Below are 19,725 nucleotides of genomic sequence, written 5' to 3'. Positions count from 1 at the left end.
AACAGTGGAAAGCAGTAGTCTTGCCGGTCGAGACACATAATAACTATAGGCCGTGGTATGAGCCCGAATCTTAGCCTGCAGCGCAAATTCGTTTCACCCGAGATCGTCTTCGGTGCGGGATGCCGGCACAGTGCCGGCAACTACGCAAAGAACTTCGGCGCCCGCAAGGTGCTGCTGGTTTCCGACCCCGGTGTGGTGGCAGCCGGCTGGGTTACGGATATCCAGGAAAGCCTGACGCGCCAGAACATTGAGCATCATCTGTTTACCCAGGTCTCGGCCAATCCGCGTACCGAAGAAGTGATGCTGGGCGCCGAGGTGTATCGCGCCCAAGCGTGCGATGCCATCGTTGCCGTGGGCGGCGGCAGCCCGATGGATTGCGCCAAGGGCATCGGCATCGCCGTCGCGCATGGACGCAACATCATCGAGTTCGAAGGCGTCGATACCCTGCGCGTGCCGAGCCCGCCGCTGATTCTGATCCCGACCACAGCAGGTACCTCGGCTGACGTCTCGCAGTTCGTGATCATTTCCAACCAGGACGAGCGGATGAAGTTTTCCATCGTCAGCAAGGGCGCAGTGCCCGACGTGTCGCTGATTGATCCGGAAACGACCTTGAGCATGGATCCGTTCCTTTCCGCCTGTACCGGCATCGATGCGCTGGTACACGCCATAGAGGCCTTCGTCTCCACCGGCAATGGCCCGCTGACCGATCCACATGCACTGGAAGCGATGCGCCTGATCAATGGCCATCTGGTGCAAATGATCGCCAACCCGGCAGATATCGAGCTGCGCGAGAAAATCATGCTGGGTAGCATGCAGGCCGGCTTGGCCTTCTCCAATGCGATCCTCGGGGCAGTACATGCGATGTCCCACAGCCTGGGGGGTTATCTCGACCTGCCGCATGGCCTGTGCAACGCAGTGCTGATCGAGCACGTGGTGGCGTTCAACTACAGTGCCGCGCCCGAGCGCTTCAAGACCGTCGCGCAGACCTTCGGTATCGATACGCGCGGCATGACCCACTCGCAGATACGTGATCGCCTGGTGGCCCATCTGATTCAGCTCAAACAGGCGATTGGTTTCAGCGAGACTCTGGGCTTGCACGGAGTGAATATCTCGGACATCCCGTTTCTGTCCAGGCATGCCATGCAGGACCCCTGCATCCTGACCAATCCGCGCTCTTCAACCCAGCGTGACGTCGAAGTGGTCTATGCCGAAGCGCTCTGAAAACAACGACGCGCTTGCCGGTCTGCTCGGTCTGGGCACGCACTCGGCACGCAAGAGTCACTACCCTGAACTGCGCACCCGCCTCGAAGAGCTGGAAGCCGAACGCAATCGCTACAAATGGCTGTTCGAGCATGCGGTGCATGGGATATTCCAGGCCAGTCTGCACGAAGGTATACGCGCCGCCAATCCGGCATTGGCGCGCATGCTTGGCTATGGCAGCGCCGAGGAAGCGCTCTGGGCGCTGACCGATCTTTCCCATCACCTGTTCATTGGTGGTGAAGAAGAGCTGCAGCAGATTCGCCACGTGCTGAGTACCCGGCTGGGCCTGTTCGGCTACGAAACCCGGCTGCGGCGCAAGGATGGCAGCGCCATCGACGTGATCATGAATCTGTTGCTCAAGCCGGACGAGGAGGGGCTGGTTGAAGGCTTTGTTGCTGATATCACCGAGCGCAAGCTGGCGCAGTTGCATCTGCAGCACCTCAACGAGCAGCTTGAGCAGCGTGTCGCCGAACGTACTCTGGAGCTGCGTCAGGCGCGTGATGCCGCCGAGGCGGCCAATCGGAGCAAGGACAAGTATCTGGCGGCGGCCAGCCATGACCTGTTGCAACCGCTGAATGCCGCACGTCTGCTGATTTCCACCCTGCGCGAACGGAGCCTGCCGAATGCCGAGCAGAATCTGGTGGAACGTGCGCATCAGGCGCTGGAAGGGGCCGAAGACCTGCTTACCGACCTGCTGGATATTTCCAAACTCGACCAGCAGGCGATCAAGCCCGACATCTGCATTTACCGCCTCGATGAGGTGTTGTTGCCACTGGTTTCTGAATTCGAGTCGGTGGCGCAGGCGAAAGGGCTTGGCTTTGAGCACTACATCCCGGCCTACGCGCTGCACAGTGATTTCCGGCTTCTGACGCGCATTCTGCGCAACTTTCTCAGCAACGCCTGCCGTTACACAGACCAGGGTCGCGTGCTGCTGGGAGCGCGCAAGCGCGGTGACAATCTGCGTATCGAGGTATGGGATACCGGGCGCGGCATCGCGGCGGATCAGATGCACTCGATATTCCTCGAATTCAACCAGCTGGGTGTCCAGCGAGCCGCCGAGCGCACCGGGGTCGGTCTGGGTCTTGCCATCGTTGATCGCATTGCGACGATGCTGGGTTATCAGATACTGGTCCGCTCGCAGCCGGCCCGCGGCTCCGTGTTCAGCATCGATGTGCCGTTGGCCGATGCTCCCGCGCCGCAGACAGGCGAAGTGCCAGTGCTGCCGGTACTGGGTGATCCTTTGCCCGGGCGGCGCCTGCTGGTGCTGGACAATGAGCTGAGCATCCTGCACAGCATGGCTGCGCTGCTCGGTCAGTGGGGCTGTGAGGTGCTGACTGCGACCGATGAGGCCGAGGCAAGTCTGGTGTTGGCGGGCTCGCCGCCCGAGCTGATTCTGGCTGATTATCATCTGGATCAGGGGGTGACCGGCTGGCAGGCGGTACAGAGATTACGGGCACGTTTCGGTTACCCGATTCCGGCGGTCATGATCACTGCCGACCGCAGCGACCAGTGCCGGCGCGAATTGCAGGGTGCCGGTGTGCCGGTCTTGAACAAACCGGTAAAAGCCGGGAAACTGCGCTCGGTCCTGAGTCATCTGCTCCAGAACAAGGGGCGCGATGGTTCCGAACAGCCCAAAGCCGATTCGGATCAAGTATCCGGACACCACTGAGCGGCTAGAATCCCTGCCATGAAACCTCTTCTGCGGCTCTGTCTGATGTTCCTGATCAGCTTCTCGCTTCCCGTCAACGGGATAGCGGCTGTCGGGCTGGTGACGGAGGCCTGTCAGATGACGGATGGCGAAATGACGATCTCCGCGCCGGCAGACCATACGGCCCATATGGCGCCGGTCGATCCAGGTGCCGGGGAAGAGATGGATCATTCCCATGGGCAGAATCCGCTCTGCAAGAGCGGCCACCAATGCAAGACAGCTTGCATGTTGCAGGTGGCTGTCATCAAACCGGTGCTGACGACGGCTGCCCACCTGCTGATCGCCTATGAACCCGGGTACATACCCTCCGGTTCGGGCAACGACCTCTGGCGCCCGCCACGCTTCTGATTCCGCTGACCTGACGCACCCATTGCTGAAACGCTGATGGGAGCCGTGTGCGTGCCCGTGGGCGCGCAGGATCTTCAAGGAATCAGAGAGATGTTCCGAATCTTGTGCAATATCCGGCCGTTCGACGCCGTGATCTGCTGTGCACTGATGCTGCCGAGCCTGGCCAGTGCACTGACCTTCAATGATGCGCTGAGGATTGCCGATCAGCAGGCGCCTTCTCTGCAGGCCGAAACCGCCAAGTTGCAGGCCGCCCGTAGCGACGCCATACCGGCTGGCGAGCTGCCCGACCCGAAACTGCTGCTTGGCGTGCAAAGCGTGCCGATCGAAGGTTCCGAGCGCTGGAGCCTGGACCGTGACGGCATGACCATGAGCATGGTCGGAGTGATGCAGGACATGCCCAACCGCGACAAGCGCCGTGCCCGCGTCGAAGTGGCGCGCGCCGGTATCGAGCGCGCCGCAGCCGAGCGCGATATCGAAGCGCTGAATGTTCGCCAGGCCACCGCCCAGGCGTGGATTGTCAGCCATGCCATCGAACGCAAGCTTGCAACATTCGACGCCCTGTACGCAGAGAACCGCCTGCTCGCCGAGATTGTGCAGGCGCGCATTGCCGGTGGGCGTGGACAGGTTGCCGAGAGTGTTCAGCCGCGTCAGCAGGCAGCACTGCTTGCCGAACGCGCTGATGAGCTGCAGCAGCAGCGCCGGCAGGCGCGAGCCACGTTGGAACGTTGGGTCGGTGATGTGGCACGCGAACCACTGGATGGCGGACTGCCACACTGGCAGCTCGATGCCCAGGCGCTGCAGCATCAGCTGCGCAATCATCCGCAACTGCAGGCCTATGCGCCGATGACGCAGCAGGCACAGGCGCGTATTCGCGAGGCGACGGCGGAACGGAAGCCGGACTGGAGCTGGGAAGTCGATTACCTGCGGCGCGGACGCGAGTTCGGCGACATGGTGAATCTGCAAGTCAGCTTCGACCTGCCGATTTTTCAGCGTTCGCGACAGAGTCCGCGTATCGCCGCCCGGCATGCCGAACTCAACCAGCTGGAAGCCGAACGTGAGGCGCTGGAACGTCAGTTTACAGAGCAACTGGGCAGCGAACTGGCTGAGCTTGAACGCCTGCAGCGTGCCCTGACGCGCACCCGCGAGGTGTTTCTACCGCTGGCGCGCGAACGCGCCGAACTGAGCCTGGCCGACTACCGCGCCGGGAGCGGCGAGCTGGGTACGGTGTTGGCGGCGCGCAGCGAGCTGATCGAAACCCAGCTCAAGCAGATTGACCTCGAAGGCCTGCAGGCAATTGCCGCCAGCCGTCTGTATTTCGCCTATGGAGATGCCCGATGAGCCGGATTGTTCTCAAAACTGGCGCGTTGCTTGTTACGACCGCCGCCCTGGGGCTGGTCGGCGGATATTGGTTCGCTCAGCAGCCGCCGCACAATGTTGTCCAGGATGCACCGGCCGGCGTTCACGACGAGCGCAGGGTGCTGTACTGGTACGACCCGATGGTCCCGCAGCACAGGTTTGATCAGCCGGGCCGATCGCCATTCATGGACATGGATCTGGTGCCGCGCTACGCCGATGATGATGCGGGCACCTCCGGCTCACCGACGATCAGCATCGATGCCGCCATCACCAGCAACCTCGGAGTGCGCCTGGCCAGCGTCAGCCGCGGGCAGTTGTCCCACTCCGTCGAGGCGGTGGGTGTGCTGGGCTTTAATGAGCGCGACGTGGCGTTGGTGCAGGTTCGGTCGGCGGGCTTCGTCGAGCGTGTCTACCGACTGGCGCCCGGCGATGTGCTGGAATCGGGTGCACCCCTGGTAGACCTGTTGATGCCGGAGTGGGTGGCCGCGCAGGAGGAGTTTCTCGCATTGCGACGCGCTGGCGACCGTGCGCTGCTTGAGGGTGCGCGCCAGCGTCTGCGTCTGGTGGGTATGTCGACACAGACGATCCGGCAACTGGAGCGTTCCGGGCGGGTCCAAGCGCAGCAGACCGTGCGTGCGCCCATAGGTGGTGTGCTGCAGGAACTGAATGTACGCGAAGGCATGAGCGTTGCCGCCGGAGCGCCGCTGGCGCGGATCAACGGTCTGGACAGCGTCTGGCTGGAAGTGGCGGTGCCTGAGGCCCAGGCCGGACACATTGTTGTTGGCCAGGCGGTGACCGCCCACTTGCCGGCGTTGGCAGGCGAGCCGGTGCAGGGCGCCATTACTGCTGTGCTGTCCGAAGCCACTGCGGCCACCCGCACCCTGCGTGTGCGGGTGGAACTGCCCAATACCGACGGGCGCTTGCGTCCTGGTTTCAGTGCGCGGGTCGAACTGGCTGCACAGCCGGCGCAAAGCACGCTGCTGGTGCCCAGCGAGGCGGTCATACGTACCGGCAAACGCACCCTGGTGATGCTCGCCGAGGCTGGCGGTCGCTATCGCCCGGTGGAAGTGCAGGTCGGTGACGACAGCGGCAGCCAGACTGCGATTCTGCAGGGTCTGGAAGAGGGGCAGCAGGTGGTCGCATCGGGGCAATTCCTGATCGACTCCGAAGCCAGCCTGCGCGGCATTACCGCCGTGGCCGAGCCGGCGGCGCATGAGCATGACCATGCACAAGAGCACGTGCTGGCTCCCGCGCTGCATGAAGCCGAAGGGCGCATCGTCGAGATAACCGGGCAGGGTGTGAAAATCGCTCACGGACCATTCCGAACACTGGGCATGGCAGGCATGACCATGCGTTTTGCCGTTGCCGACCCGCACCTGCTGCATGGGGTAAAGAGCGGTGACCGGGTACGCTTCGCCGTGCGCGAAACCGACAGCGGTCTGGTCATCGAACAGCTACAGCTTCAGGAGCCGCAGCCATGATTGCCGCACTGATTCGCTGGTCTGTATTCAATCGTTCCCTGGTGTTGCTGGTGACGCTGCTGATGACTGCAGTGGGCATCTGGTCGCTGCGTACCACGCCGATCGATGCCTTGCCGGACCTGTCCGACGTGCAGGTGATCATCCGCACGCCGTATCCGGGGCAGGCGCCGCAAATTGTCGAGAACCAGGTGACCTATCCGCTGACCACCACCATGCTCTCGGTGCCCGGTGCGAAAACCGTTCGCGGTTACTCGTTCTTCGGCGACAGCTATGTCTACGTGCTGTTCGAGGACGGCACCGACCTGTACTGGGCGCGTTCTCGGGTGCTGGAGTATCTGAGTCAGGTGCAGGGTCGGCTGCCGAGTGGTGCCAAGCCGTCGCTCGGTCCGGATGCCACCGGCGTCGGCTGGATCTACCAATACGCACTGGTCGACCGCAGTGGTAACCACGACCTGGCGCAATTGCGCAGCCTGCAGGACTGGTTTCTCAAGTACGAGCTGATCACTCTGCCCAATGTGGCCGAGGTCGCCACCATCGGTGGCATGGTCAGGCAATACCAGGTGGTCCTCGACCCGCTGAAGATGGCCAGTCTCGGTGTGCCGCAGTCACAGGTGATCGAAGCCATTGGCAGGGCCAATCAGGAAACCGGTGGCGCGGTGCTGGAGCTGGCGGAAACCGAGTACATGGTGCGTGCTTCCGGCTACCTGGAAACACTGGACGACTTCCGGCAGATTCCGCTGCAACTCAGCGTTGCCGGAGTGCCGGTGACTCTGGGTGATGTCGCGCGCATCCAGCTCGGCCCGGAGATGCGGCGTGGAATCGCCGAGCTGGACGGTGAGGGCGAAACCGTTGGCGGCGTGGTGATCCTGCGCAGCGGCAAGAACGCCCGGGAAACCCTCGCCGCCATACATGCCCGGCTGGAGGAACTGAAAGGCAGCCTGCCAGCGGGGGTGGAGATCGTCACCACCTACGACCGCAGTCAGCTGATCGACCGCGCGGTGGCAAACCTCAGCTTCAAACTGCTGGAGGAGTTCGTCGTTGTCGCGCTGGTCTGCGGCATCTTCCTCTGGCATCTGCGCTCATCGCTGGTGGCCATCGTTTCGCTGCCGATCGGTGTGCTGATTGCGTTTGCGGTGATGCGTTACCAGGGGGTCAACGCCAACATCATGTCGCTCGGTGGTATCGCCATCGCCATTGGCGCCATGGTCGATGCGGCGGTAGTGATGATCGAGAATGCCCACAAGAAGGCCGAAGCCTGGCGTCACGCCAACCCGAACAGAACGCTGGAAGGGGAAGAGCACTGGCGCGTGATGACCGCCGCCGCCCAGGAAGTCGGCCCGGCGCTGTTCTTCTGCCTGCTGATCATCACCCTGTCGTTCATTCCCGTGTTCACACTTGAAGCCCAGGAAGGCCGTCTGTTCGGGCCGCTGGCGTTCACCAAGACGTATGCCATGGCCGCCGCGGCAGGGCTTTCGGTGACCCTGGTGCCGGTGTTGATGGGGTACTGGATACGGGGTCGCCTGCCTGACGAATCGCGCAACCCGCTGAACCGTCTGCTGATTCGCCTCTACCGCCCGGCGCTGGATGCGGTGCTTGAGCATCCGAAGCTCACCATTGCGGTTGCGCTGCTGTTACTGGCGACTACGTTCTGGCCGATGACGCGTCTGGGTGGGGAATTCCTGCCGCCGATGGACGAGGGCGACCTCCTTTACATGCCATCAGCGCTGCCGGGGCTTTCCGCACAGAAGGCCGCGCAGCTGCTGCAGCAGACCGACCGGATGATCCGCACAGTGCCGGAGGTTGCCAGGGTGTTCGGCAAGGCCGGACGCGCCGAATCGGCCACCGATCCCGCGCCGCTGGAGATGTTCGAGACCACCATCCAGTTCAAGCCGCGCGAGCAGTGGCGTGACGGGATGACGCCGGAAAAGCTGATCGACGAACTGGATCGTGCGGTACAGGTGCCGGGGCTGACCAATATCTGGATTCCGCCTATCCGCAACCGCATCGACATGCTTGCCACCGGCATCAAGAGCCCCATCGGAGTCAAGATTGCGGGCGCCACACTGGAGGAGATCGACCGCGTTAGCCAGCAGGTGGAGGCTGTCGCCAAGGGCGTGCCGGGCGTCAGTTCGGCGCTGGCCGAACGCCTGGTCGGGGGGCGCTACATCGATATCGATATCGACCGTCAGGATGCCGCGCGCTACGGACTGAACATCGCCGATGTGCAGTCCATCGTTGCCAGCGCCATCGGTGGTGAAACCGTCGGCGAGACAGTCGAGGGGTTGGCGCGTTATCCGATCAGCGTGCGTTATCCGCGCGAATGGCGTGACTCGCCCCAAGCCCTGGAGCAACTGCCGATACTCACCCCGCAGGGGAGCCAGATCACCCTGGGCAGTGTGGCGCGGGTGCGCGTCAGCGACGGTCCGCCGATGCTGCGCAGCGAGAACGCGAGGCTGTCCGGCTGGGTGTACGTAGATGTGCGCGAGCGCGATATCGCTTCGGTGGTGTCCGATCTGCGCCAAGCAGTCAGCGATCAGGTTCCATTGCAACCGGGGGTGAGCCTGAGCTATTCGGGTCAGTTTGAATACCTCGAACGTGCCAATGAACGGCTCAAACTGGTGGTGCCGGCGACGTTGCTGATTATCTTCGTGCTGCTCAACCTGACATTCGGGCGCTTCGACGAGGCGCTGTTGATCATGCTCACCCTGCCGTTCGCGCTTACCGGAGGCGTCTGGTTCCTGTATCTGATGGATTACAACCTTTCGGTGGCTACCGGCGTCGGCTTTATCGCGCTTGCCGGCGTGGCGGCGGAGTTCGGGGTGATCATGCTGTTGTACCTGAAGAATGCCTGGAGTGAGCGACAACAGGCTGGTCAATGTGACGAGGCCGCTCTCTGCGAGGCCATCCGCGAAGGTGCGGTGCAGCGTGTGCGCCCCAAGGCGATGACGGTGGCGGTGATTGTTGCCAGCTTGCTGCCGATCCTGCTGGGTGCCGGCACCGGCAGTGAGGTCATGAGCCGCATTGCCGCTCCGATGGTGGGCGGCATGCTCAGCGCGCCCTTGTTGTCACTGTTCGTGATTCCGGCAGCCTACAGGCTGATGCGTCGCGGCAGGGCAACGCTGTAGCAGTGGTGCAGGCAACGCCTGTGTGACACGTATCAGCTGGAGTCGACTCGCCTCTGTTGCGAGACAGGATGAAGATGCCATGAGGCCACTGTCTCGCAACATTCGTCGCGCTTCGATGTCTTCCCACCTGGTGGCAGCCCTGTAATCAAAAGGCGCCATCTATGCGCTGGTTTTTGAGTGCGATAGCGAGCGAGTTGCATGATGCAGGCTGCTCGTGTGTGTATTTGAGTGATGTTATATGGCCATAACGTGACGTGCGGTCTGGGTATATGGGTCATTTTTTGGTAATGTCTGACGCTTGTGACGCGAGCTTTCAATACCATTGATGAGGTGTCTGCTTGATTAGGGTGCTGGTGGTCGATGACCATGACCTGGTACGCACAGGCATTTCCCGGATGCTCGCCGATATTGATGGCCTGCAGGTAATTGGGCAGGCTGACTCCGGTGAGGCGGCGATCAAGAAGTCGCGCGAACTCAAACCGGATGTCGTCCTGATGGACATCAAAATGCCCGGAATCGGTGGCCTTGAAGCGACCCGCAAACTGCTGCGCAGCCATCCGGACATCAAGGTCATCGCCGTGACCATCTGCGAGGAAGACCCTTTCCCCACGCGCCTGCTGCAGGCCGGAGCGGCCGGCTACCTGACCAAGGGCGCAGCGCTGGAAGAAATGATCCAGGCCATTCGCATGGTGTTTGCCGGGCAGCGCTACATCAGCCCGCAGATCGCACAGCAACTGGCGCTCAAGTCCTTCCAGCCGAAACTCAATGGCTCGCCCTTCGATCTGCTTTCGGAGCGAGAAATCCAGATTGCCCTGATGATTTCCAACTGCCAGAAGGTCCAGGCCATCTCCGACAAGCTCTGCCTGTCGCCCAAGACGGTCAACACCTATCGCTACCGCATCTACGAAAAGCTGTCGATCACCAGTGACGTTGAACTGGCCCTGCTGGCGGTACGCCACGGCATGGTCGACACCATCAACTGATGAGCGCGTTCGATTCTTCGGCGTTTCTCGCGTCATGCAGCGTGCGCCCCGGTGTCTACCGGATGTTCGATGCCGAGGCCAAACTGCTGTATGTCGGCAAGGCGAAGAACCTCAAAAAGCGCCTGGCAAGTTATTTCCGCAAGACTGGACAGGCGCCCAAGACGGCAGCGCTGGTGGCGCGGATTGCCCAGATCGAAATCACCATCACGGCGAACGAAACCGAGGCGCTGCTACTTGAGCAGACGCTTATCAAACAGTGGCGCCCCCCCTACAACATCCTCCTGCGCGACGATAAATCCTATCCGTATGTCTTCCTCTCCAGCGGTGATTTCCCGCGTCTGAGTATTCATCGCGGCGCGAAAAAGGAATCTGGACGCTACTTCGGCCCGTATCCGAGTGCCGGTGCGATCCGCGAAAGCCTGGGCCTGCTGCAAAAGGCCTTTTTCGTTCGTCAGTGTGAAGACAGCTTCTACCGCAATCGAACCCGACCTTGCCTGCAGTACCAGATCAAGCGTTGCAAGGCGCCCTGCGTGGGGCTGGTGGATGTCGAGGAATATGCTCAGGACGTGCGTCATTCGGTGATGTTCCTCGAAGGGCGCAGCAATGCCCTGACCGAAGAGCTTTCCACCAGTATGGAAACCGCCGCGATGGCGCTGGATTTCGAGCGTGCCGCAGAAATTCGCGACCAGATCGCGCTGCTTCGTCGGGTCCAGGATCAGCAGAGCATGGAAGGCGGCAGCGGTAATGTCGATATTGTCGCGGCGGTGGTCAGCCCCGGTGGCGCCTGTGTGCACCTGATCAGCGTGCGTGGCGGCAGAGTGCTGGGCAGCAAGAATTTCTTCCCCCAGGTCGCCATCGAGGAAAGTGTCAGCGACGTACTGCAAGCATTCCTTGAGCAGTATTACCTCGGCTCGATGGAGCGGGAGCTGCCTGCCGAATTGATCGTCAACAGTACTCATGAAGGCTTCGCCACACTGATCAGCGCCCTTATCGAACTGCGCGGCGAAGAGCTCGTCATCACCCATCGCGTTCGTGGGACACGCGCGCGCTGGCAGCAGCTCGCGCTGACCAACGCCGAGCAGGCGCTGGGTGCGCGCTTGGCGAATCGCCAGCATCTGGCTGCACGCTTCCAGGCGCTGGCCGAGGCGCTAGGCTTGGACAAGCCGCCGGCGCGGCTGGAATGCTTCGATATCAGCCATTCCAGTGGCGAGGCGACAGTGGCGTCCTGTGTGGTTTTCGGCCCGGAAGGGCCGCTGAAATCCGATTACCGCCGCTACAACATCGAAGGCGTTACGGCGGGTGATGACTATGCGGCGATGCATCAGGCCTTGTCGCGTCGCTTCAAGAAAGCGGCTGAGGGAACGGGGAAACTGCCTGATGTTTTGCTGGTTGACGGCGGGAAAGGGCAGCTGAACATGGCTCGCGAGGTACTGCAGGAACTTGCCGTGCCCGATCTGATCCTGCTCGGCGTGGCCAAGGGCGTCACCCGCAAGCCAGGGCTGGAAACGCTTTACCTGAACGATGTCGAACACGAATTCACCCTGCCGGGCGATTCGCCTGCACTGCATTTGATTCAGCAGGTGCGTGATGAGGCGCATCGCTTCGCCATTACTGGCCACCGCGCGCGGCGTGGCAAGGCGCGCACCACCTCGACGCTGGAAGAAGTGCCGGGTATTGGGCCGAAGCGGCGTCGCGAGCTGCTCAAACATTTCGGCGGTTTGCAGGAACTGAGCCGTGCCAGCCTCCCGGAAATCGCCAAAGCGCCCGGTATCAGTAAAAAGCTTGCCGAGTTGATTTATGCCAACCTGCACAGTGAGTAGAATCCCCTTCAAATTCGCGGACCCCTGGTATCAATGAACATTCCAAACATTCTCACCGTGTTGCGTGTGCTGCTGATACCGATCATCGTCCTGCTGTTCTATCTCCCCTTCAAGTGGAGCTATCTGGCCGCCAGTGCAGTGTTTGCATTTGCCGCCGTGACGGACTGGCTGGATGGCTATCTGGCACGACGCTTGAAACAGAGCACCCCGTTTGGCGCTTTTCTTGATCCGGTGGCAGACAAGCTGATGGTGGCTGTTGCTTTGGTATTGCTGGTGGAAGAGCACGCCAATCTCTGGCTGACCTTGCCGGCGGCGATCATCATCGGTCGCGAGATCGTCATCTCGGCCCTGCGCGAGTGGATGGCTGAACTGGGCGCAAGGGCGCATGTGGCGGTGTCCAGCCTGGGTAAGTGGAAAACCACTGCACAAATGGTGGCACTCATCATTCTGCTGGCAAATCCGCCGCTGATGACGATCTGGGTCGGTACCGGCTATACCTTGCTGATCATCGCTGCAGGGCTGACGCTGTGGTCAATGGTCAATTACCTGATGGCAGCCTGGCCTCACCTCAGTCCGACAGAAAAGAAATAAAGACTTTTTTAATCAAGGGGTTGACGGGCGGCGGCGAAACTATAGAATGGCGCCCATCACCAAGACGATGCGGGAATAGCTCAGTTGGTAGAGCACGACCTTGCCAAGGTCGGGGTCGCGAGTTCGAGTCTCGTTTCCCGCTCCAGATACAGATGCAGGAGGTTGAATATCTCTTGCAGTTGAAAAAAGGGACCTTCGGGTCCCTTTTTTCGTTTCGTTGTTCCACGTGTCGATTGCCTTCATGCGAATGACTTCTCGGGTCGTCGGTCCATTTGCCGTGTCGCGATTGGCGCTCAGTGCGAACCCGAGTGCTGTCAACGAGTCAACCGGACAGTCCCACTCGCTGGCGCGCGCACCTATAATCGCGTGCCCATATCAAGACAGGTGAAGCATGGCAAACGCATATCACGATCACAATCTGGCGCTCCTGGCCCATCTGCGCGGCATTCTGCTCGCCATGGGTGAAACCGGACAGGTTTCCGACGAGAGTCATGCACTGTTTCTCGAGCGTTTCGACGAGTTGGTCATGAATCTGAAAGACCTTCCCGAAGAGCGGCATCTGGGACAGGATCTGATTTGCCAGGTGTTCCACCGTTATCCGCAGATCGCTCATCTGGTACCGCGCGACCTGCTGTGGTTTTTCGGTGGTGACTGTCTGCATTTCATGCCGGACGAAGAGATTGAAGTGTTCCAGAAGCTGGAGGATCGCCGCTATGAAGCGCAGAGCAGTGGCGAGCCGTTTGACTGGAATATGGAAAAGCAGCTGCTCAGCATGTCCGAGCAAAGCGTCAGGCATTAAGCGTTGCGCTATTGCTGAGTTTGGCGGGCTGCCTTGGTCGCCGAGACGGGCAGCCAGGCTTGCCAGTAGGAATCCGAGCCGTGCAGACGTGGCCGGAAAAGGCGCGCGGTTGAAAATGCCTGTGCGCGTCCTCATCTAACTTCTTTGGTCGTTTCGTTTCGATTGTTAACGAAGTGGCTGCCCCTGGCTTTCATTTCCTGCGTTGTGTGCATTTTCTATGAGTACTGCTCTGTCCATTCGGCAGCTGACCAAGACCTATGGCAATGGCTTTCAGGCCCTCAAGGGCATCGACCTGGATGTGGCCGAAGGTGATTTCTATGCATTGCTCGGACCCAACGGGGCCGGCAAGTCCACCACCATCGGCATTCTGTCCACTCTGGTAAACAAGAGTGGCGGCACGGTCAACGTGTTCGGTCATGACCTTGATCGGGACCCCGCCGGGCTCAAGCGCTGTTTGGGCGTGGTGCCGCAGGAATTCAACTTCAACCAGTTCGAGAAAGCCTTCGATATTCTCGTCACCCAGGCTGGTTATTACGGTATTCCTGCGAAGATCGCCAGGGAGCGTGCCGAGCGTTACCTGAACCAGCTGGGTCTTTGGGATAAGCGTGATGTGTCGTCGCGGATGCTGTCCGGCGGGATGAAGCGGCGTTTGATGATTGCTCGTGCGTTGATCCATCAGCCGCGCCTGCTGATTCTCGACGAGCCAACGGCGGGCGTGGATATCGAGCTGCGCCGCTCCATGTGGTCGTTCCTCACCGAGCTCAACCGTGAGGGCATCACCATTATCCTCACCACGCATTATCTGGAAGAAGCCGAGCAGTTGTGCCGCAACATCGGCATCATCGACCACGGTCAGATCGTCAAGAACACCAGCATGCGTGAGCTGCTCAAGCAGCTGCATGTGGAAACCTTCCTGCTTGATCTGAAGGAGTCGCTGCTGGTGCCGCCGGAATTGGGCAGTTATCCGGCCAGGCTGGTCGATCACCACACGCTGGAAGTGCAGGTGGACAAGAGCCAGGGCGTTACCGATCTGTTTCGTCTGCTGTCGACGCAAGGCATCGAGGTGGTGAGCCTGCGCAACAAGACCAACCGTCTGGAGGAGTTGTTCGTGTCGATGGTGGAGAGCAACCTGAAGGAGGCCAAATGAACACGGAATTTCGGGCCAATCTGGTTGCGCTGCAGACCATCGTGTACCGAGAGATCCGCCGTTACATGCGGATTTGGCCGCAGACCCTGCTGCCGCCAGCGATCACCATGGTGTTGTACTTCGTCATCTTCGGCAATCTGATCGGTGCGCGGATCGGCGAGATGGATGGCTTCAGCTATATGGAGTACATCGTGCCGGGGTTGATCATGATGTCGGTGATCACCAACTCTTACAGCAACGTGGTTTCCAGTTTTTTCAGCAGCAAGTTTCAGCGTTCCATCGAGGAATTACTGGTTTCGCCGGTCTCGCCCCACGTGATTCTCATCGGTTTCGCACTGGGCGGCATCACTCGCGGGCTGGCGGTTGCGTTGATCGTCACGCTGTTGTCGATGTTCTTCACCGACCTGCAGGTGCACCATCTGGGCATTACGCTGCTTGTGATTGCCCTGACCTCGGCGATCTTCGCCCTGGGTGGCTTTCTCAATGCGATTTTCGCGCGCAACTTCGATGATATTTCGATCATTCCCACTTTCGTACTGACGCCGCTGACCTATCTGGGCGGGGTGTTCTACTCGATCAACCTGTTGTCGCCTTTCTGGCAGACGCTGTCGCTGGCCAACCCGGTGCTGCATATGGTCAATGCGTTCCGTTACGGTATTCTCGGGGTTTCGGATATCAGCATCGGTATTGCCATTGGCTTTATGGCGGCTGCTGCGGTGCTGATGTACCTGTGGTGTATTCGTCTGCTGAAAAGCGGTCGCGGCATGCGCCAGTAATCGCGGGTAGCGCCACAGCCGCTGGAAAAACCGCCGCGAAGCGTTAAACTTCGCGGCGGTTTCGTTCAGGTTCTTCTCAATATGCAGCATCCCGCCGAACTCTCACCGCTGGGCAAGTCCAGCGCCTATGTCGCGACTTACAGTCCCGAGCAGCTGTTTCCCATTGCGCGCGCGCCCAAGTGGGCCGAGCTTGGGTTGACGGCTGAAACGCTGCCCTATCAGGGCGTCGACATCTGGAACTGCTACGAGCTGTCCTGGCTGCTGCCGTCCGGCAAGCCGGTAGTTGCCATCGGTGAGTTCAGAATACCGGCCGACTCGCCGAACATCATCGAATCCAAGTCGTTCAAGCTCTATCTCAACTCGCTGAACCAGTCAGTCTTCGACAGTCGTGAAGCGTTGCTTGCAGTGATGACGAAGGACCTTTCAGCCGCTGCCGGCAAGCCGGTCGAGGTGCGTTTGCGTACGCTGGATGACGTCGCCGCAGAGGGCATCGCGCCCTTGCCTGGTCGTTGCATCGATGATCTGGACGTGATGATCGGGCACTACGATTCGCCCCGGGCCGAGCTGTTGCATTGCGATGCGGCACGTCAGGTTGAGGAGTGCCTGCACAGCCATCTGCTCAGATCCAACTGTCCGGTTACGGGGCAGCCGGATTGGGGCACGCTGGTGATCGATTATCGCGGTGCGGCGCTGGATCCGGCGAGCCTGCTGGCATACCTGGTGAGTTTTCGCCAGCATGCCGATTTCCACGAGCAATGTGTCGAGCGCATCTTTCTCGATTTGCAGCGCCTACTGAAGCCGGAACGGCTGAGTGTTTATGCGCGCTACCTGCGTCGTGGCGGGCTGGATATCAATCCGTATCGCAGCACCGAGACCGTTGCGGTCGATAACGGGCGTCTTGTCAGGCAGTGAGTGACCGCTGGAGGCGTGGGCGCTGTTGTCGCCCGGTCTCCAGCGTCGTGCTATCTAGATGCCCATGTTCGCCAGGGTCTGCATGATATTGCGCAGCGTCATGGCGGTATTCGGATGGCTGACTTCGAAGCGCTCCACGGCAAGGTGAACGCCATCGACCAGCGAATCGTTCTGATCGACAACACCTTGGTTGGCCAGGCGAAGTTCGATGTCCTGGGCAATGGCATGCAATGCGGCGCGTTCTTCTTCACTCAGTGGAGTGTCCTCGGCCAGGTGGCTGCGCAACTCCGCAAGCTGCGACTGCAGATCATGTTCCGGCATGGTGCTTCCCTCTCGTGTGGCCTGTTCGATGAAGGAAGGTTAAACCAGCGGCCTGGGCTTGTCTGTCTCTTTGATGCCTGGAGTGGCTCGGCAATGGCCGCATATCTGCGGACTGCCGATAACGCCCGGAATGGATTTATACTGCCGCGCACATGAGGCGGCGGCGCCATTTGAATAATGAGGAAGTTCAGCATGCAAATGATTGGCAAGGACTGGGTCGGATACTGCAAGGTCGCGCTGGTCGCTGCGCTGACCACCTTCGGTGCTTCATCTGTGCAGGCCGCCGAAGAAGACCCCTGGGAGGGTGTGAACCGTGTGGTGTTCCGCTTCAACGACACCCTGGACGCCTATACCCTCAAGCCGCTCGCCAAAGGCTATCAGAAGGTGACACCGGACTTTCTTGAGGATGGCATTGGTAATGTGTTCAGCAATCTCGGCGACTTTGTCGTGCTGACCAATGATCTGCTGCAGGGCAAGATCCGTGATGCCGGCATCGATACCAGCCGCATCCTGTTCAACAGTACCTTCGGCGTGCTGGGCTTCTTCGATGTGGCTACGCGGATGGGGTTGCAGAAGAACGACGAGGACTTCGGGCAGACGCTGGGCGCCTGGGGTCTGGGCAGTGGTCCCTATGTCGTGCTGCCGCTGCTGGGGCCCAGCACCGTTCGTGATGCAGCGGGGCGTGTGCCTGATTCGTTCCTGCAGCCCTATCCCTACATGGATCATGTGCCGACCCGAAATCTGACGCGCGCGACCAGCCTGGTCGATATGCGCGCCGGCCTGCTATCTGCCGAGAGGATGATTACCGGCGACAAATATATCTTCGTGCGCAACGCCTACCTGCAGAATCGCGAATTCCGCACCATGGATGGGCAGGTCGAAGACGATTTCTAGCAGGCTGAAACCCCTGGCGCGGCCGGCTTAGCTCATGGACAGGATGGCCAGCCCGAGGGCTTGGCGGCCATCCTCATGCTCTGCAACCCGCACGACTTCGGTCTCGGCATCCAGCCCCTTCAGTTCACTGTGCGGGGAGGGGATGTGGACCTGAACCCGGTCACCCAATTGCAGTGCGGTTTCGGCCAGCACCTGCATGCCCGTGCTTGAAAGGTCCAGGCAAACGCCGTCACAGGACTGATCGCCATGGGTAAGGCTTATGGCCGTTTCGACCTGCATGCGGATGAAGTCGCGTTTTTCGCTGTAATAGCGGTCACTCTGGGTCATGTTTCTATCCTTGCAAGTGAGGCTGTACGCGTTCTTATAGCCCCCGTTTATCGGGCCTGTAAAGCCGGGCGGGGTAACCCCACCCGGCTTGAAACGCATGTCGTATGGGAGTACCGTCTGCGCCTTGAAAAGATCCCTTTGCCCAGCGCCTGCGCGGGGCCGATGCTTTCGCCAGTAACCCTGGCGATACCGCCTGGTAGGAACATGCACAACCCAAGCGCGACGCTACTGATCATAGATGACGACGATGTAGTACGGGCCAGTCTGGCTGCCTATCTGGATGACAGTGGTTTCAAGGTCCTGCAGGCCCAGAACGGACCTCATGGGCTGGAGCTGTTCGACGCCGAACAGCCTGACCTGGTGATCTGCGATCTGCGCATGCCGCAAATGGATGGCCTTGAGCTGATCCGTTTGATCAGCGAGCGCCAGGCCGATCTTCCCGTCATCGTCGTGTCAGGTGCCGGTGTCATGACTGATGCCGTTGAGGCGCTACGTCTGGGCGCTGCGGACTACCTGATCAAGCCCCTTGAAGATCTGGCAATGCTCGAACATGCGGTTCGGCGTGCGCTCGACCGTTCCCGCTTGCGCCTGGAAAATCGTCGTTATCGCGAGCAGCTGGAAACAGCCAATCGTGACCTGCAGGCCAGCCTGCATCTGCTTCAGGAAGATCAGGATGCCGGTCGCCAGGTGCAGATGAACATGTTGCCGGTCACGCCGTGCACGCTCGACGATTTTCACTTCGACCATCAGATCATTCCGTCGCTGTATCTTTCCGGCGATTTTGTTGACTACTTCCGGATTGATGATCACCGCATCGGTTTCTACCTGGCGGATGTATCCGGTCATGGTGCGTCTTCGGCATTCGTGACGGTACTGCTGAAATTCATGACGACGCGGCTGCTGTATGAGTCGCGGCGTGGTGGCGCCTTGCGCGAGTTCAAGCCTTCGGAAGTGCTTGATCACATCAATCGCGGGCTGATTAATTGCAAGCTGGGCAAGCACGTCACGATGCTTGGTGGGGTTATTGATCAGGAGCGCAACTTGCTGCACTACAGCATTGGTGGGCACCTGCCGCTACCTGTGCTGTATAGCGGTGGTTCGGCCAGGTATCTGGAAGGGCGGGGCTTGCCGGTCGGGCTCTTTGTCGAGGCGACCTACGACAACCATGAGATCGAGCTGCCCGAGTCCTTCAGTTTGACGCTGCTGTCCGATGGCATTCTGGACCTTTTGCCTGGTGCGACCCTCAAAGAAAAGGAAGCACAGCTGCCCAGACTCGTTTCCGAGGCGGGAGGCACGCTTGATGGCCTCCGCCAGACATTCGGTCTGGGCGGGCTGGAGGATATGCCTGATGACATCGCATTGCTGGTATTGAGCAGGAACCTTGCATGAGCACCGGTAAAATCCAGTTTGCCGAGCAGGACGGCACCTTCGTACTCAAGTTTATCGGTGAAATCCGCCTGACGCTGTGTTCGGCGCTGGATGCGACCATCGAGCAGATTTTCTCGTCCAAGAATTTCTCCTCGATTGTCATTGACCTGACCGAGAGCAGCAGTGTCGACAGCACAACCCTCGGTTTGCTGGCCAAACTCTCGATCCTTTCCCGGCAAAAGGTCGGCCTGTTGCCTGCGCTGGTCACGACTCACGCCGACATCACCCGTCTGCTGCATTCCATGGGGTTCGATCAGGTTTTCAATATCGTTGATCAGCCATTGCCTACCCCCGAGCAACTGGCGGATCTGCCTAGTCAGGATCAATCAGAGGAAGTGGTCAAGGCCAAGGTGCTTGAGGCTCACCGCATTTTGATGAGCCTCAATGAGTCCAATCGCGAGGTTTTTCGGGACTTGGTTATGGCGCTGGAGCGCTCCTAGCAGGCCGTT

At 60.2% G+C, this 19,725-nt stretch carries 18 protein-coding genes and 1 tRNA gene; 17 read left to right on the top strand and 2 right to left on the bottom strand.

What is annotated here, in order from left to right:
* Positions 1 to 57: 57 nt before the first annotated feature.
* The 14 genes from ercA to queF all read left to right on the top strand — a co-directional run bounded on the left by ercA (position 58) and on the right by queF (position 16,306).
* Complete coding sequence (ercA, locus tag NAV32_RS14895; protein ID WP_256053580.1) at positions 58 to 1,221, top strand: alcohol dehydrogenase-like regulatory protein ErcA; 1,164 nt, start codon at positions 58 to 60, stop codon at positions 1,219 to 1,221.
* Entirely contained in the window at positions 1,205 to 2,929 is a 1,725-nt protein-coding gene (locus NAV32_RS14890; RefSeq protein WP_256053579.1) for a PAS domain-containing hybrid sensor histidine kinase/response regulator, read from the top strand. Before ercA ends, NAV32_RS14890 begins: the two co-directional genes overlap by 17 nt.
* An 18-nt stretch (positions 2,930 to 2,947) precedes the next feature.
* Positions 2,948 to 3,316 (top strand): hypothetical protein, encoded by a 369-nt coding sequence (locus NAV32_RS14885; RefSeq protein ID WP_256053578.1) that lies wholly within the window; start codon positions 2,948 to 2,950, stop codon positions 3,314 to 3,316.
* A 90-nt stretch (positions 3,317 to 3,406) separates the two neighbouring features.
* Positions 3,407 to 4,654 (top strand): TolC family protein, encoded by a 1,248-nt coding sequence (locus tag NAV32_RS14880; RefSeq protein ID WP_256053577.1) that lies wholly within the window; start codon positions 3,407 to 3,409, stop codon positions 4,652 to 4,654.
* Positions 4,651 to 6,153, top strand: a complete 1,503-nt coding sequence (locus tag NAV32_RS14875; RefSeq protein WP_256053576.1) for an efflux RND transporter periplasmic adaptor subunit — start codon at positions 4,651 to 4,653, stop codon at positions 6,151 to 6,153. The genes NAV32_RS14880 and NAV32_RS14875 overlap by 4 nt, the downstream gene beginning before the upstream one ends.
* Complete coding sequence (locus tag NAV32_RS14870; RefSeq protein ID WP_256053575.1) at positions 6,150 to 9,278, top strand: efflux RND transporter permease subunit; 3,129 nt, start codon at positions 6,150 to 6,152, stop codon at positions 9,276 to 9,278. The genes NAV32_RS14875 and NAV32_RS14870 overlap by 4 nt, the downstream gene beginning before the upstream one ends.
* A gap of 338 nt (positions 9,279 to 9,616) precedes the next feature.
* A complete protein-coding gene (gacA, locus tag NAV32_RS14865; protein WP_256053574.1) occupies positions 9,617 to 10,261 on the top strand; it encodes a response regulator transcription factor GacA in 645 nt (214 codons plus the stop codon).
* On the top strand, positions 10,261 to 12,081 hold the full coding sequence (gene uvrC / locus NAV32_RS14860; protein WP_423836440.1) for an excinuclease ABC subunit UvrC: 1,821 nt from the start codon (positions 10,261 to 10,263) through the stop codon (positions 12,079 to 12,081). Before gacA ends, uvrC begins: the two co-directional genes overlap by 1 nt.
* Positions 12,082 to 12,114: 33 nt before the next feature.
* Positions 12,115 to 12,672: a CDP-diacylglycerol--glycerol-3-phosphate 3-phosphatidyltransferase gene (gene pgsA / locus NAV32_RS14855; protein ID WP_256053573.1), complete on the top strand. Its 558-nt coding sequence runs from the start codon at positions 12,115 to 12,117 to the stop codon at positions 12,670 to 12,672.
* A 69-nt stretch (positions 12,673 to 12,741) separates the two neighbouring features.
* Positions 12,742 to 12,817: transfer RNA gene (locus NAV32_RS14850), tRNA-Gly, on the top strand.
* 246 nt (positions 12,818 to 13,063) lie between these two features.
* Positions 13,064 to 13,471, top strand: a complete 408-nt coding sequence (locus NAV32_RS14845) for a PA2817 family protein (protein ID WP_256053572.1) — start codon at positions 13,064 to 13,066, stop codon at positions 13,469 to 13,471.
* Between the two features lie 217 nt (positions 13,472 to 13,688).
* Entirely contained in the window at positions 13,689 to 14,618 is a 930-nt protein-coding gene (locus NAV32_RS14840; RefSeq protein ID WP_256053571.1) for an ABC transporter ATP-binding protein, read from the top strand.
* Positions 14,615 to 15,394: an ABC transporter permease gene (locus NAV32_RS14835; protein WP_256053570.1), complete on the top strand. Its 780-nt coding sequence runs from the start codon at positions 14,615 to 14,617 to the stop codon at positions 15,392 to 15,394. The genes NAV32_RS14840 and NAV32_RS14835 overlap by 4 nt, the downstream gene beginning before the upstream one ends.
* An 81-nt stretch (positions 15,395 to 15,475) precedes the next feature.
* Complete coding sequence (queF, locus tag NAV32_RS14830; protein ID WP_256053569.1) at positions 15,476 to 16,306, top strand: NADPH-dependent 7-cyano-7-deazaguanine reductase QueF; 831 nt, start codon at positions 15,476 to 15,478, stop codon at positions 16,304 to 16,306.
* A 54-nt stretch (positions 16,307 to 16,360) separates the two neighbouring features.
* Here queF and NAV32_RS14825 read toward each other — a convergent pair whose 3' ends face one another.
* Positions 16,361 to 16,627, bottom strand: a complete 267-nt coding sequence (locus NAV32_RS14825; protein WP_256053568.1) for a DUF4404 family protein — start codon at positions 16,625 to 16,627, stop codon at positions 16,361 to 16,363.
* Positions 16,628 to 16,819: 192 nt separating this feature from the next.
* Between NAV32_RS14825 and NAV32_RS14820 the strand changes: the two genes are divergently transcribed.
* Positions 16,820 to 17,521 carry an MlaA family lipoprotein gene (locus NAV32_RS14820; protein ID WP_256053567.1) on the top strand — a complete coding sequence of 234 codons (702 nt, stop codon included), beginning with the start codon at positions 16,820 to 16,822 and terminating at the stop codon, positions 17,519 to 17,521.
* A 27-nt stretch (positions 17,522 to 17,548) separates the two neighbouring features.
* Here NAV32_RS14820 and NAV32_RS14815 read toward each other — a convergent pair whose 3' ends face one another.
* Positions 17,549 to 17,848, bottom strand: a complete 300-nt coding sequence (locus tag NAV32_RS14815; protein ID WP_256053566.1) for a PilZ domain-containing protein — start codon at positions 17,846 to 17,848, stop codon at positions 17,549 to 17,551.
* Positions 17,849 to 18,052: 204 nt separating this feature from the next.
* Between NAV32_RS14815 and rssB the strand changes: the two genes are divergently transcribed.
* Positions 18,053 to 19,237 (top strand): two-component system response regulator RssB, encoded by a 1,185-nt coding sequence (rssB, locus tag NAV32_RS14810; RefSeq protein ID WP_256053565.1) that lies wholly within the window; start codon positions 18,053 to 18,055, stop codon positions 19,235 to 19,237.
* Entirely contained in the window at positions 19,234 to 19,716 is a 483-nt protein-coding gene (gene rssC, locus NAV32_RS14805) for an anti-sigma factor antagonist RssC (protein ID WP_256053564.1), read from the top strand. The genes rssB and rssC overlap by 4 nt, the downstream gene beginning before the upstream one ends.
* Positions 19,717 to 19,725: the final 9 nt, after the last annotated feature.

The sequence above is a fragment of the Stutzerimonas stutzeri genome, from assembly GCF_024448695.1.
Taxonomy (GTDB): domain Bacteria; phylum Pseudomonadota; class Gammaproteobacteria; order Pseudomonadales; family Pseudomonadaceae; genus Stutzerimonas; species Stutzerimonas stutzeri_T.
This window is presented reverse-complemented; position numbering and strand designations above follow the sequence as displayed.